At 66.0% G+C, this 13,331-nt stretch carries 13 protein-coding genes; 6 read left to right on the forward strand and 7 right to left on the reverse strand.

Annotation, left to right across the window (positions count from 1 at the left end; translation table 11 throughout):
• Nucleotides 1–24 precede the first annotated feature (24 nt).
• The 7 genes from ABIC53_RS12690 to dnaA form a co-directional block, all read right to left on the reverse strand.
• The gene (locus tag ABIC53_RS12690; protein WP_354451723.1) at nt 25–429 is read right to left on the reverse strand and encodes a DUF3566 domain-containing protein; all 405 of its coding nucleotides are present in this window, start codon (nt 427–429) and stop codon (nt 25–27) included.
• Nucleotides 426–3,005, reverse strand: a complete 2,580-nt coding sequence (gyrA, locus tag ABIC53_RS12695; RefSeq protein WP_112615521.1) for a DNA gyrase subunit A — start codon at nt 3,003–3,005, stop codon at nt 426–428. Before gyrA ends, ABIC53_RS12690 begins: the two co-directional genes overlap by 4 nt.
• Nucleotides 3,006–3,038: 33 nt before the next feature.
• Nucleotides 3,039–5,096 (reverse strand): DNA topoisomerase (ATP-hydrolyzing) subunit B, encoded by a 2,058-nt coding sequence (gene gyrB, locus ABIC53_RS12700; RefSeq protein WP_354451725.1) that lies wholly within the window; start codon nt 5,094–5,096, stop codon nt 3,039–3,041.
• 123 nt (nt 5,097–5,219) lie between these two features.
• On the reverse strand, nt 5,220–5,708 hold the full coding sequence (locus tag ABIC53_RS12705; RefSeq protein ID WP_112615518.1) for a DciA family protein: 489 nt from the start codon (nt 5,706–5,708) through the stop codon (nt 5,220–5,222).
• On the reverse strand, nt 5,695–6,861 hold the full coding sequence (gene recF / locus ABIC53_RS12710; RefSeq protein ID WP_274179123.1) for a DNA replication/repair protein RecF: 1,167 nt from the start codon (nt 6,859–6,861) through the stop codon (nt 5,695–5,697). Before recF ends, ABIC53_RS12705 begins: the two co-directional genes overlap by 14 nt.
• 58 nt (nt 6,862–6,919) lie before the next feature.
• Nucleotides 6,920–8,059, reverse strand: coding sequence for a DNA polymerase III subunit beta (dnaN, locus tag ABIC53_RS12715; protein ID WP_112615514.1), 1,140 nt, complete (start codon nt 8,057–8,059; stop codon nt 6,920–6,922).
• A 393-nt stretch (nt 8,060–8,452) separates the two neighbouring features.
• The gene (dnaA, locus tag ABIC53_RS12720) at nt 8,453–9,778 is read right to left on the reverse strand and encodes a chromosomal replication initiator protein DnaA (RefSeq protein WP_240309637.1); all 1,326 of its coding nucleotides are present in this window, start codon (nt 9,776–9,778) and stop codon (nt 8,453–8,455) included.
• Nucleotides 9,779–10,174: 396 nt separating this feature from the next.
• On the opposite strand from dnaA, the gene rpmH reads away from it, so the two are divergent.
• The 6 genes from rpmH to rsmG are packed head-to-tail and all read left to right on the forward strand — an operon-like array spanning nt 10,175 to nt 13,306.
• Nucleotides 10,175–10,312 carry a 50S ribosomal protein L34 gene (gene rpmH, locus ABIC53_RS12725; RefSeq protein WP_036304730.1) on the forward strand — a complete coding sequence of 46 codons (138 nt, stop codon included), beginning with the start codon at nt 10,175–10,177 and terminating at the stop codon, nt 10,310–10,312.
• Between the two features lie 13 nt (nt 10,313–10,325).
• Nucleotides 10,326–10,664 carry a ribonuclease P protein component gene (gene rnpA / locus ABIC53_RS12730; protein WP_023953438.1) on the forward strand — a complete coding sequence of 113 codons (339 nt, stop codon included), beginning with the start codon at nt 10,326–10,328 and terminating at the stop codon, nt 10,662–10,664.
• The gene (gene yidD, locus ABIC53_RS12735) at nt 10,661–11,017 is read left to right on the forward strand and encodes a membrane protein insertion efficiency factor YidD (protein ID WP_354452220.1); all 357 of its coding nucleotides are present in this window, start codon (nt 10,661–10,663) and stop codon (nt 11,015–11,017) included. The genes rnpA and yidD overlap by 4 nt, the downstream gene beginning before the upstream one ends.
• A gap of 7 nt (nt 11,018–11,024) precedes the next feature.
• Entirely contained in the window at nt 11,025–12,113 is a 1,089-nt protein-coding gene (gene yidC, locus ABIC53_RS12740) for a membrane protein insertase YidC (RefSeq protein ID WP_112616914.1), read from the forward strand.
• 46 nt (nt 12,114–12,159) lie between these two features.
• Nucleotides 12,160–12,666 carry a Jag family protein gene (locus tag ABIC53_RS12745; RefSeq protein ID WP_274179125.1) on the forward strand — a complete coding sequence of 169 codons (507 nt, stop codon included), beginning with the start codon at nt 12,160–12,162 and terminating at the stop codon, nt 12,664–12,666.
• Nucleotides 12,659–13,306, forward strand: a complete 648-nt coding sequence (gene rsmG / locus ABIC53_RS12750; RefSeq protein ID WP_354451729.1) for a 16S rRNA (guanine(527)-N(7))-methyltransferase RsmG — start codon at nt 12,659–12,661, stop codon at nt 13,304–13,306. Before ABIC53_RS12745 ends, rsmG begins: the two co-directional genes overlap by 8 nt.
• Nucleotides 13,307–13,331 lie beyond the last annotated feature (25 nt).

Below are 13,331 nucleotides of genomic sequence, written 5' to 3' on the forward strand. Positions count from 1 at the left end.
TTTACCCGATGATCCGGGAATCTACTAATTGGAGGTGAAGCCGACCAACAGTCCGCCGGTGACCTTGACCATCACGTTGTAGATGCCGGCGACGACAGCGCCCAGCACCGTGATGACGATGAGGTTGAGGATGGCGACGACGGCCGCGAACGCCATGACCTGCGGCAGGTCGAGGAACTGCTTGATGGAGAAGTCACCGTTCGAGAACGCCACGAACAGCTCGTCCACCCGGTCGATGAGACCGGTGGTGCTGAGCACCATGAAGACGAGGAAGGTGGCGACGACCGTCACGATCGCCAGGGCCACCGCGGCGAGGAACGACAGCTTCACGGCCGACCAGAAGTCGACGTAGACGAGGCGCAGGCGGACCTGCTTCGCGCTGGTCTTGCTCGTGGACTTCCTGGCGAGTTTTTCGGCGACCGTGCTCATGCGTCAGAACCACTCTCTTCGGTATCCGCGGACGGGGGTGCATCCGGGGCGGAGGCATCCTCGGATGCCGCGTCTTCGGTCAGTCCACGCTCACCGTTCCGGGCGATGGCGAGGATGCGGTCGTCGTCACCGAACCGGGCGAAAACGACGCCCATGGTGTCGCGACCCTTGGCCGGGACCTCGGCCACGGAGGAGCGTACCACCTTGCCGCTGGCAAGAACCACGAGGACCTCGTCGGTCTCCGACACGATGAGACCGCCCGCGAGCACCCCGCGATCGTCGTTCAGCTTGGCCACCTTGATGCCCAAGCCGCCACGGCTCTGGGTGCGGTACTGGTCGACCGACGTGCGCTTGGCGTACCCGCCGTCCGTGACGACGAACACGTAGCCCTCGTCCCGCACGACCGATGCCGACAGCAGGCTGTCGTCCTCACGGAACGAGATGCCCTTCACACCTTCGGTCGATCGGCCCATCGGGCGCAACGCGTCGTCGGTGGCCGCGAAGCGCAGCGACATCCCCTTGCGCGTGATGAGAAGGATGTCGTCGCCCTCGTCGACGAGCAGCGCGCTGACGAGCTCGTCGCCGCCGGCCTCGTCGTCCTGGCCGCGCAGGCGGATCGCGATGACACCGCCCTGGCGGTTGGTGTCGTACTCGGTCAGCGCGGTCTTCTTGACCTTGCCATCGCGGGTCGCGAGTACCAGGTACTGCGCCGCGGCGTAGTCGCGAATGTCGAGGATCTGCGCGATCTCCTCGCCCGGCTGAAGCGCGAGGAGATTGGCGACGTGCTGGCCCTTCGCATCGCGGCCGGCCTCGGGAAGCTCGTACGCCTTGGTGCGGTAGACGCGGCCCTTCGTCGTGAAGAACAGCAGCCAGTGGTGCGTCGTCGTGACGAAGAAGTGCTCGACGACGTCATCCGCGCGCAGCTGGGCGCCCTTGACGCCCTTGCCGCCTCGGTGCTGCGAGCGGTAGTTGTCGCTCCGCGTGCGCTTGATATACCCGTCGCGGGTCACCGTGACCACCATCTCCTCTTCGGGGATGAGGTCTTCCATCGACATGTCGCCGTCGAACCCGTGGAGGATGTGCGTGCGCCGCTCGTCGCCGTACTTGTCGACGATCGCGGTCAGCTCTTCGCCGATGATCGAGCGCTGACGCGCGGGGGTGGCGAGGATGTCGTTGAGGTCGGCGATCTTCAGCTCGAGCTCGGTCGCCTCGTCGATGATCTTCTGACGCTCGAGCGCCGCGAGGCGGCGCAGCTGCATCGACAGGATCGCGTCGGCCTGCAGATCGTCGATGTCGAGAAGGGCTTTCAGTCCCTCTCGCGCTTCCTCGACCGTGGGGGAGCGGCGGATGAGCGCGATGACCTCGTCGAGGGCATCGAGCGCCTTGAGGTATCCGCGCAGGATGTGCATGCGCTTCTCGGCCTCGTTGAGGCGGTAGCGCGTGCGGCGGACGATGACCTCGATCTGGTGGGTGATCCAGTACGAGATGAATCCGTCGAGCGGGAGGGTGCGGGGCACGCCGTCGACGATCGCCAGCATGTTGGCGCCGAAGTTCTCCTGCAGCTGCGTGTGCTTGTACAGGTTGTTCAGCACGACCTTCGCAACGGCGTCGCGTTTGAGCACGACGACGAGGCGCTGACCCGTGCGGTCGCTCGTCTCGTCGCGGATGTCGGCGATGCCGGTGATCTTGCCGTCACGAGCGAGGTCGCGGATCTTCAGCGCGACGTTGTCGGGGTTGACCTGGTACGGCAGCTCGGTGATGACGAGGCAGTTGCGGCCCTGGATCTCCTCGACCTCGACGACGGCGCGCATCGTGATCGAGCCGCGACCGGTGCGGTACGCCTCGCGGATGCCCTTCGTGCCGAGGATCTGCGCCCCGGTGGGGAAGTCGGGGCCGTGGATGCGCGACATCAGCGCTTCGAGGAGTTCCTCGCGCGACGCATCCGGGTTCTCGAGCGACCACAGTGCGCCCTCGGCGACCTCGCGCAGGTTGTGCGGCGGGATGTTCGTGGCCATACCGACCGCGATACCCACCGAACCGTTGACGAGCAGGTTCGGGAAGCGCGAGGGCAGGACGACCGGTTCCTGGGTCTTGCCGTCGTAGTTGTCCTCGAAGTCGACGGTGTCTTCGTCGATGTCGCGGACCATCTCCATGGCGAGGGCCGCCATCTTGGTCTCGGTGTACCGGGGGGCCGCAGCACCTTGGTTGCCCGGCGAGCCGAAGTTTCCCTGCCCGTCGGCGAGCGGGTACCGCAGCGACCACGGCTGCACGAGGCGGACCAGCGCGTCGTAGATCGCGCTGTCGCCGTGCGGGTGGTACTGACCCATGACCTCACCGACGACGCGGGCGCACTTCGAGTAGCTCTTGTCGGGGCGGTAGCCGCCGTCGTACATGCCGTAGATGACACGGCGGTGCACCGGTTTGAGGCCGTCCTCGACGCGGGGGAGCGCACGCCCCACGATGACGCTCATCGCGTAGTCGAGGTAGCTCCGCTGCATCTCGACCTGGAGGTCGACCTGGTCGATGTTGCCGTGGTTGTGGGCAGGCGTGAGGTCGGGACGTTCTTCGTCAGACATACGTTCTCAGTTTCTCGATGTCGCTCGGCTCGATCAGATGTCGAGGAAGCGGACGTCCTTGGCGTTGCGCTGGATGAAGGTGCGGCGGGACTCGACGTCTTCGCCCATGAGCACCGAGAAGATCTCGTCGGCGGCGGCCGCGTCGTCGATCGTCACCTGGCGCAGGGTGCGGGTGCTGTGGTCCATCGTGGTCTCCCACAGCTCTTTCGGGTTCATCTCGCCGAGACCCTTGTAGCGCTGGATGCCGGATTCCTTGGGGATGCGCTTGCCGTTGGCGAGCCCGTCGGCGAGAAGAGCGTCGCGCTCCTTGTCGCTGAACACGTACTCGTGGTCGGCATTCGTCCACTTCAGGCGGTACAGCGGCGGCATCGCCAGATAGACATAACCCGCTTCGATGAGCCCGCGCATGTAGCGGAACAGCAGCGTCAGCAGCAGCGTCGTGATGTGCTGCCCGTCGACATCGGCATCCGCCATCAGCACGATCTTGTGGTACCGCGCCTTATCGACGGCGAAGTCCTCGCCGATGCCGGTTCCGAACGCGGAGATGATCGCCTGGATCTCGTTGTTGCCGAGAGCACGATCGAGTCGCGCCTTCTCGACGTTCAGGACCTTGCCGCGCAGCGAGAGGATCGCCTGCGTCTCGGGGTCACGGCCGCGCACAGCCGAACCGCCGGCCGAGTCACCCTCGACGAGGAAGATCTCGGAGATCGACGGGTCCTTGCTCGTGCAGTCCTTGAGCTTGTCGGGCATCGACGCCGACTCGAAGACGCTCTTGCGGCGGGCGGTCTCGCGGGCCTTGCGCGCGGCGAGACGCGCGGTCGCGGCATCCACCGCCTTCATGATGACGCGCTTGGCCTGGGCGGGGTTGCGGTCGAGCCAGTCCGTCAGCTGGTCGCCGACGATCTTCTGGACGAACGCCTTCGCCTCGGTGTTGCCGAGCTTCGTCTTGGTCTGACCCTCGAACTGCGGCTCGGAGAGCTTGACGGAGATGACGGCGGTGAGTCCCTCGCGGATGTCGTCACCGGTGAGGTTGTCGTCCTTCTCCTTGAGGAGGCCCTTATCGCGCGCGTAGGCGTTGACGCGCGTCGTCAGCGCCGCCCGGAAACCCTCTTCGTGGGTACCGCCCTCGTGCGTGTTGATCGTGTTCGCGAAGGTGAACACGTTCTCGGTGTAGCTCGTGGTCCACTGCATCGCGAGCTCGAGCGAGATGTGGCGCACGGTGTCCTCGGACTCGATCTCGATGATCTCGTCGTTGACCACCTCGGTCTTGCGCAGCTTGTTCAGGTACTCGACGTAATCGACGAGGCCACGCTCGTAGTGGAAGTCGTCGTGACGCTGCTGCGACTCGGAGCCACCCTCGTCGAGGTCGACGACCACGGCCGCCTCGGGACGCTCGTCGGTCAGCGTGATCCGCAGCCCCTTGTTGAGGAATGCGGTCTGCTGGAAGCGCGTGCGAAGAGTGTCGTAATCGAACGAGATCGTCTCGAAGATGTCGCCGTCGGGCCAGAAGGTGACGGTCGTTCCGGTCTCGTCGCTGTCCTCGCCCTTCGCCAGGGGAGCCTGCGGCTTGCCGCCGTCGGCGAACGTCTGGCGCCAGACCGATCCCTGACGCTTGATCTCGACCTCGAAGCGCGTCGAGAGCGCGTTGACGACCGACGATCCGACGCCGTGCAGTCCACCGGAGACGGCGTAGCCGCCGCCGCCGAACTTTCCACCGGCGTGCAGGACGGTCAGCACGACCTCGACGGTCGACTTCGTCGGATCGGAGGCGTGGGGATCCACCGGGATGCCGCGGCCGTTGTCGACCACCCGGAGCCCACCGTCTTCGAGGATCGTCACGTGGATCGTGTCGCAGTAGCCGGCCAGCGCCTCATCGACCGCGTTGTCGACGATTTCGTAGACGAGGTGATGCAGACCACGCTCACCCGTGGATCCGATGTACATTCCCGGACGCTTCCGCACCGCCTCGAGGCCTTCGAGCACCTGGATCGCGTCGGCGCCGTACTCGTTGGGCACCTTCGCCGAGGTCTCCTCAGCCGAATCGGGGGTTTCGGGGTCTTCGGGAACGCTGTCGGGATTCTGAGACGTCATAGGTTTCGAGCGCTCCACATCGGTTCGGTCAGTCCCGCTCAGTCTACCCGTTCGGGCGCTCTCACGCGGCCCTCAGCGCCCGTATGGCGAACGAAAGTCGGATTCGATGACTGGGGACGTGGCTCATCCGTAGGTATCGCGAGGGCCACGGCCTGGAACGGCTCTGGGGCCCCATTTCCAGGAGGGGACGTCCGGGCCTACGAAACGCACCGACTCGACCCCCGATTGTGGGAACGCTTTCACGAGCTGCGTCGTGATGACCGTCCGCATCAGGTGGAGGTTCTTCGCCCACGCCGTCGAGTCGCACTGCACGGTGAGCACGCCGTCGGAGAGCGCGACGGGGGATGCGTGGCGCGCGGTCTCCTCGCCGGCGACCTCCGCCCAGCGCAGCACGAGATCCTCGCGGGAGAGCTGGGCGTCCCACCCGGCCTGACGAGTGAGGTCGGCGATGACGTCACCGAGTCCCTTGGGGTCGCGTCCGGACGTGAAGGGCTGGTTCTCGTCGTCGTCCGTCCGCTGCCGACGGCGCTTCTTCCACCGGCCCGAGGGCTCGAGCCCGCGCAGACGCAGATACGTGGAGATCGTCTCCGGCGCTTCGTCAGACGGCAGCATCGGAATCCTCGTGCAGCGTGCCCGCCTCGACCCGAACGGTGCGCGCACGCAGACCGAGCGGAACGTCTTCGGAGACCGCCGCCGTCACGATGACCTGTTCGTAGTCGGCGACGATGCCGGCCAGGCGCGCGCGCCGATCAGCATCGAGCTCGGCGAAGACGTCGTCCAGGATCACGATGGGGTCGCCCAGCGTCGACTCCGCGCGCAGCAGCTCGGCCGACGCGAGGCGGAGGGAGAGGGCGACGGACCACGATTCGCCGTGCGACGCGTAGCCCTTCACCGGAAGATCGCGGATGCGCAGGATCAGGTCGTCGCGGTGCGGGCCGACGAGCGTGATGCCGCGGTCGAGCTCCGCGCTGCGACGATCGGCGAGGGCGGTGCGGAAGAGCTGCTCGATCGCCGCCGCGTCGGCGATGCCGGCGTCGGCAGGCGAGTCGTCCTCTTCCGGATCGGCTCCGCCGACGGAGAGCGCCCACTGGAGTTGGGGTCGATGGTCGGCACCGGCGATGGCGGTGTAGGCGCGGGCGACGGGGCCGGCGAGTTCGGATGCCAGTCGCAGACGGGCCCGGATGACGTCGGTGCCGAGCGAGACGAGCTTGTCGTCCCATACCTCGAGTGTCGAGAGCCCGTCTCCACGGACACCGCGGGCGCGGGCGGATTTCAGCAGGGCGTTGCGTTGCTTGAGCACGCGGTCGTAGTCGGCGAGGACGCCCGCAAGCCGCGGGGCACGCTGAATGAGGAGCTGATCGGCGAATCTTCGGCGCGCCGACGGATCACCGCGCACGATCTGCAGGTCTTCCGGTGCGAAGAGGACGACCTGCGCGTAGCGGGGGAGTTCCGCCGTACGCACGGGCGAACCGTTGACGCGAGCCTTGTTGGAGCCGGTGCGATTGAGCTGCGCTTCGAGCTGCACCCGTCGCTGACCGTGAGCGAGCCGGGCTCGGACGAAGGCGGCATCCGCGCCGTCGCGCACCATGGGTGCGTCCTGCGACACTCGGTGGGAACCGAGCGTCGCGAAGTAGCCGATCGCCTCGGCGAGATTCGTCTTTCCCTGACCGTTGCGCCCGACGAACACGTTCGCCCCGGGAGCGAGAGAGAGCTCGGCAGCCGCGTAGTTGCGGAAGTCCACCAGGCTCAGCTGCTCCACGATCATCAGATCACCCTAGTTCTCGTCTCCGACAGTCCCACCGAGGTGGTCGTGATCGGGGCGATCAGCGCAGGAGGAGGTTGGGCTGCAGCAGGTACTTGAACGACTCCACGCCGCCCGAGGTCTGCGGGGTGATGAGAATCGGGCTGAGCTTGTTCGCGTTCTCGCTCGAGGTGAAGGTGACGCGGGTGAACTCGCTCTTCACGGCCGCGAGCGCCTCGAGCAGGTACTGCGGGTTCAGGCCGATGACGACCTCCTCGCCCGTCAGCGTCGCGTCGACCGACTCGGTCGCGCGTGCCTGCTCGGTGCCCGACGCATCCATCGAGACCCCGTCGGCGCCGAACGTGAAACGCAGCGGAGCCGAACGGTCGAGCACGAGGGCGACACGCCGCACGGCTTCGATGAGCTCACCGGTGTTGACGACGGCGTGGTGGTCGGTCGCCTCGGGGAACAGGCGGCGGACCGGCGGGAAGTTCCCCTTGATGAGCAACGACGTGACCGTCTTGTTGCCGGCGGTGAAGGCGATGATCTCGCGGTCGCCGGAACCGGAGAACGACACCGTGATGTCGCCGGAGTGGGCGAACGTCTTACCCACCTCGGTGAGTGTGCGTGCCGGGACGAGCGCGGTGGTGGTGTTCTCGTCGGCGACGATCCCGCTGTCGAACGGGATGTCGCGGAGCGCCACGCGGTAACGGTCGGTGGCGACGAGGCTGAGCTGGGTGCCGCTCACCTCGAGCTGAACGCCGGTGAGCACAGGAGTCACGTCATCGCGCGACGCCGCGAAGGCGACCTGCGAGATCGCCGTGGCGAAGTCCTCGGCCGGCACGACACCCGATTCGCCCGAGACCTCGGGGATCGCGGGATATTCCTGTACCGGCATCGACGCGAGCGTGAAGCGCGCAGATCCACAGGTGAGGAGGATCCCGTCGTCGTCGACGGCGATCTGGATCGGCGCGTTCGGCAGGCGGCTGGCGATCTCCGACAGCAGACGACCGTGCACGAGGATCGTGCCCGGGTCGTCGACGGTGGCCTCGATCGTCGTGCGTGCGGACGCCTCGTAGTCGAACGCCGACAGCGAGAGACCCGCCTCGGTGGCTTCGATCAGCACACCCGCGAGGATCGGCTGCGGGTTGCGCTGGGGGAGGAGCTTCACGACGAACGACACAGCCTCGCTGAAGACGTCGCGATTGACCTGGAACTTCACTGGCGCTCCCTTGTCGTGGATGAAAGCTCTCCCATGCTAGTGCCCAACCCGAGCGGTTCCCGAAGCACGGTTGCGACCGGCCTCACCGCCGTCGAGGTGATCGAATCGCAAATTCTCTAGATGTAACTGTCTTCTTCATCTCCGCTGGGGAAACTGTGGACAACTCGGTGGATACCAGTCGGGACACGGGAACCACACGGATGTAACTTGTGAGCCGGCTGCGGATGATCGTGGGATGACGTCGGCCGCGCTCGGATCGCTGTCGAGCGGCGATCCACAGGAGATGTGTGATTCGTTCACAACTCTTCGACGACGAATCGAAGTTATCCACAGGTTTTCCACACTGTGCAGAACGGCATGATCGGGCGTCGCGCGACCCCTGTCAAGCTGAGCTCAGCGTCGGCCGAGCTGCGACGTGATCTCGGAGACCTGGTTGTAGATCGAGCGGCGCTCCTTCATGAGCTCGCTGATCTTCTTGTAGGCGTACATCACGGTGGTGTGGTCGCGGTTGCCGAAGAGCTGACCGATCTTGGGCAGCGACAGGCTGGTGCGCTCGCGGCAGAGGTACATGGCGATCTGTCGTGCGGTGGCCACGGCCTGCGAACGGCTCGAACCGTACAGATCGTCGACGGACAGTCGGAAGTACTGCGCGGTCGCCGTGATGATGTCGGTGGGGGAGATGACGTTCGCGTCATCCTGATCCACGATGTCGCGCAGCACGGTCTGTGCGAGGGAGATGTCGAGGTTCGACCGGTTGAGGCTCGCGAACGCCGACACGCGGATGAGCGCGCCTTCGAGCTCGCGGATGTTCGACGAGACCTTCGTGGCGATGTACTCGAGGACGTCGTCGGGGACGAGGAGCCGCTCGGACTGCGCCTTCTTGCGCAGAATCGCGATGCGGGTCTCGAGGTCGGGTGCCTGCACGTCGGTGATCAGGCCCCACTCGAAGCGACTCCGCATGCGGTCCTCGAAACCGGTGAGGTGTCGAGGGGGCACGTCGCTCGTGATCACGACCTGCTTGTCGTGATCGTGGAGGGTGTTGAACGTGTGGAAGAACGCTTCCTGCGTCTCGGCGCGACCCTGCAGGAATTGGATGTCGTCGATCAGCAGGATGTCGACCTCGCGGTATCGCGCCTGGAAGGCCGAGCCGCGGTTGTTGGCGATCGAGTTGATGAAGTCGTTGGTGAACTCCTCGCTCGACACGTATCTGACACGGATGCCGGTGTACAGGTTGAGCGCGTAGTCACCGATCGCGTGGAGGAGGTGCGTCTTGCCGAGCCCCGAGTCGCCGTAGATGAACAGCGGGTTGTAGGCCTTGGCGGGAGCCTCGGCGACGGCGACCGCGGCCGCGTGGGCGAAGCGGTTGGACTGCCCGATCACGAAGTTGTCGAACGTGTACTTCGGGTTCAGCCGGGTGTCGTGGCGCGAGGTGGAGACGGGCGCTTCGACGTATTCCTCGCCGGCCGGCCGCAGCGGTGCCGGCGCAGCCGCGGACTGAACCGGGATCGGCGCCGTGAGGTGCGCGTCGGCGAGCTCCGGGTTGACGACGACGCGGTAGCTCGAGGCACCGGGCTCGACATGGACGTGTGCGAGCGCTTCCATGATCGGCTGGCGCAGGCGCTTGTTGAGCTGGGCGGCGGTGAGGTCGTTCGGAACGTCGAGGTAGAGCGTTCCCCCCATCACGCCCTGAGCCACAGCGAGACTCAGGAACCCCTGCATCTGCGGGGTCACCCGGTCATCGTCGGCGAGCAGGTCGAGGACCGCGTTCCACACCGGTACGTCCGGGAGATCGTGCTGAGCCAAGAGTTCCCCCGCGGATGATCGATGCTTTTCCACACAGCTACGCGCCAAACTGGGGATAGCTGTGGATAACTGCCCGTGACACGCTAGTCATGCGGTGTCGGGAGCGCCAAATCCACTGTAGTTCCGGCCCGCGTGTCGCCGCCAGGGCCTGTGTACAGCGGTGGATAATTGCGGGTTCCCGTCGCTCCGGTTTGAGTTACCGGGCATCGCGACGTACCCTTAGTCGGTTGACTTATGCCCGCGAGGGCAGTCCTGTACCCCCGTGTCCCCGGTCTGAAGCGTTCCGGTGACCGCCGATCCGGAGTGATCCCTATGAGCAAGCGCACGTTCCAGCCCAACAACCGCCGCCGCGCCAAGAAGCACGGCTTCCGCGCCCGCATGCGCACCCGCGCCGGTCGCGCCATCCTGTCGGCTCGCCGCGGCAAGGGCCGCACCGAGCTGTCGGCCTGACACAGCCTCTTCTGTGCTGGCGCGCGGAAACCGGATCACGCGCGGGGCGGATTACAAGGCCGTCGTCCGCGGGGGTGCTCGCTGTGCCGGTGCGCACACCGTGACCTACGTGGTGTCCACCGGTGCGAGCAGAGCTCCCCGGTTCGGTTTCATCGTCAGTAAGCAAGTCGGATCAGCCGTCGTGCGCAATACAGTGCGCCGACGGCTGAAGGCCGTTTGCGCGCAAGCGCTTCCCGACGTCCGTGAGGGCGCCGACATCGTGATCCGAGCGCTCCCCTCAGCGGCGCGCTCGGATTTCGCTGATCTGAGAGACGAGGTGGAACGGTGTCTGCGACGGCGAGCGGCGGTATGAGCTGGTCGACGCTGCCCACCGCTTCCGTCGGTGAGGGACACCTGGCCGCGGCATCCGTGCTCCGCGCGGCGCCGCTCGTTCCGCGTAATGCCGGGATCGCGCTGCTGCACGCCTACCGTTCCGTTGTCTCGCCGCTGTACGGCGACGTCTGCAAGTACTACCCGAGCTGTTCCGCGTACGCGGTGGGGGCCGTGCAGCAGCACGGGCTCGTGAAGGGCTCCGCCCTCGCCGCCGCTCGGCTCGCCCGATGCCACCCGTGGGCGCAGGGGGGCGTCGATGACGTCCCCGCCCATCGGGACTTCCGCCACACGCTGACCAGGCACGGCTTCGTCGTGCCGCCGAGAAAGGACTGATCCCGTGCTGGATCTCTTCCTCGCCACGCCGACTCCCGTCGTGCCGACCCCGACGACTCCTCCTCCCGGCGGTGCTGACTTCTTCAGCACGATCATGTGGCCGTTCAAGTTCCTGGTCGAGGCGATCCTGGTCTTCTGGCACTGGGTTCTCACCGCTGTCGGCATGCCGGCCGCCGCGGGCGCGACCTGGGTCATGTCGATCATCGGTCTGGTCATCGTCGTGCGTTCGGCCCTGATTCCGCTGTTCGTGCGGCAGATCAAGAGTCAGCGCAAGATGATGGAGCTCGCGCCCGAGATGCGCAAGATCCAGGAGAAGTACCGCGGTAAGCGCGATCAGCTGTCGCGCGAGGCCATGAGCCGCGAGACGATGGCTCTGTACAAGAAGCACGGTACGACGCCAGTGTCGAGCTGCCTTCCGCTGCTGGTGCAGATGCCCATCCTCCTCGGCATGTTCTACACGCTGAGTGACGTAAAGAAGCACGCCGAGTGGGGCGTGGGCGGTGTCGGCCTCCTCAACGTCGACCTCACGAAGCAGTTCTACGACGCGCAGCTGTTCGACGTGGCGCCGCTTCACACGAACATGATCGAGGCGATCAACCTCGGTCAGACGGCAACCGTCACCATCCTCGTGATCCTCGTCGTGCTGATGATCGCGTCGCAGTTCATCACCCAGCTGCAGATCATCTCGAAGAACCTGTCGCCCGAGGCGAAGACCGGCCAGGCGTACCAGATGCAGAAGATCATGCTCTACGTGCTGCCGCTGGCGTTCATCTTCTCCGGTGTCTTCTTCCCGCTCGGCGTCGTCATGTACTGGTTCACGTCGAACATCTGGACCATGGCGCAGCAGTTCATCGTCATCCGCAACCTGCCGACCCCCGGCTCGGAGGCGGCGAAGGCTCGCGAGGAGCGCCTCGCACGCAAGGGCAAGGCCCTCGACGCCAAGGGTCGCGTCGTGTCCATGGAGAAGTACCAGGCTGAGCAGCAGCGACTCCTCGAAGAGGCTGAGCGTGCCCGCGCGGCTCAGCCGAAGCGTCAGCAGCCGATGAGCAAGCAGCGCGCGAAGAAGCAGTCGAACAAGGATGGCTCGCAGGGCTGACCCTGCCGGCATCCCTCATCGCACAGATCGAACCACGCGAGGAATCATGACGAACCCCACGGAGTCCCCGGCGGCTGAGCGCGCTGACGCGACGGTCGAAGAGCTCGAGCACGAAGGCGACATCGCCGCTGATTACCTCGAGGGCCTGCTCGACATCGCCGACATCGACGGCGACCTCAACCTCGACGTGCGCGCCGGACGGGCATACGTATCGGTAGAGGCGGACGACCCGAGCGCGCTGCGTGTGCTGTCGGACCCCGACGTCGTGCAGGCGGTGCAGGAGCTGACGCGGATCGCCGTTCAGACGAAAACCGGACGCTTCTCGCGCCTCATCCTCGACATCGGGGGATCGCGCGACGCGCGCCGGCGCGAGCTCGAGCGTCTCGTTGACCGTGCCGTCGAGCGTCTCAACGACGGAGCATCGCAGGCATCCCTGCCGGCGATGTCCAGCTATGAGCGCAAGCTGGTTCATGACATCGCGTCTGAGCGTGGTGTCGTCTCGGAGTCCTACGGCGAAGGCGCAGACCGCCACACCGTCATCCGACATGGCTGATGTTTCACGTGAAACACCCGTGACCGAGCCGGAGCCGACGAGTGCCGTCGAGGCGCTGTTCGGCGCTCGGGTGGACCTGGCCCGGCATTACACCTCTGCGTTGGCAGCGCACGGCGAGGAGCGCGGCCTGATCGGCCCGCTCGAGTTGCCGCGGCTGTGGACTCGACACGTTCTCAACTGCGCGGCCGCGGCTCCACTTTTCACGGGCCGTGTCGGAGATGTTGGATCCGGCGCGGGTCTGCCTGGGCTCGTGCTCGCGATCGCGCGACCGGACGTCGAATGGGTGCTCATCGAGACGATGGAACGACGAGTCACCTGGCTTACCGAGCAGGTAGCGGATCTCGGGCTCGACAACGTCGAGATCGTTCGATCCCGCGCCGAAGAATGGAACGGCGCTGGAACGCTGGATGGCGTCACAGCTCGCGCTGTCAGCGCCTTGCGGACACTCGTCCCGATCACGGCACCGCTGGTTCGGGATGGGGGAGAGCTCTTCCTGCTGAAGGGCGCGAATGCTGAAGCAGAGATCGCCGCTGCCGACAAGGTGATCCGCCGCTTCAAGCTGCGTGATGTGCGCGTGGAGATGGTGGGAGAGTCTGTCCTCGCTGAGCCCACGCGCGTCCTGCGCGCGACGGTGCGGTGATGTTTCACGTGAAACAGCGGATCCA

It is taken from the genome of Microbacterium sp. 1262 (assembly GCF_040544895.1).
In the GTDB taxonomy this organism is placed as follows: domain Bacteria; phylum Actinomycetota; class Actinomycetes; order Actinomycetales; family Microbacteriaceae; genus Microbacterium; species Microbacterium plantarum.

What these genes read in the sequence shown, in the direction of transcription:
- ABIC53_RS12690 (WP_354451723.1), bottom strand. Translation starts at nt 429, where the DNA reads ATGAGCACGGTCGCCGAAAAACTCGCCAGGAAGTCCACGAGCAAGACC.
- gyrA (WP_112615521.1), bottom strand. Translation starts at nt 3,005, where the DNA reads ATGTCTGACGAAGAACGTCCCGACCTCACGCCTGCCCACAACCACGGC.
- gyrB (WP_354451725.1), bottom strand. Translation starts at nt 5,096, where the DNA reads ATGACGTCTCAGAATCCCGACAGCGTTCCCGAAGACCCCGAAACCCCC.
- ABIC53_RS12705 (WP_112615518.1), bottom strand. Translation starts at nt 5,708, where the DNA reads ATGCTGCCGTCTGACGAAGCGCCGGAGACGATCTCCACGTATCTGCGT.
- recF (WP_274179123.1), bottom strand. Translation starts at nt 6,861, where the DNA reads ATGATCGTGGAGCAGCTGAGCCTGGTGGACTTCCGCAACTACGCGGCT.
- dnaA (WP_240309637.1), bottom strand. Translation starts at nt 9,778, where the DNA reads ATGCAGGGGTTCCTGAGTCTCGCTGTGGCTCAGGGCGTGATGGGGGGA.
- rpmH (WP_036304730.1), top strand. Translation starts at nt 10,175, where the DNA reads ATGAGCAAGCGCACGTTCCAGCCCAACAACCGCCGCCGCGCCAAGAAG.
- yidD (WP_354452220.1), top strand. Translation starts at nt 10,661, where the DNA reads ATGAGCTGGTCGACGCTGCCCACCGCTTCCGTCGGTGAGGGACACCTG.
- ABIC53_RS12745 (WP_274179125.1), top strand. Translation starts at nt 12,160, where the DNA reads ATGACGAACCCCACGGAGTCCCCGGCGGCTGAGCGCGCTGACGCGACG.
- rsmG (WP_354451729.1), top strand. Translation starts at nt 12,659, where the DNA reads ATGGCTGATGTTTCACGTGAAACACCCGTGACCGAGCCGGAGCCGACG.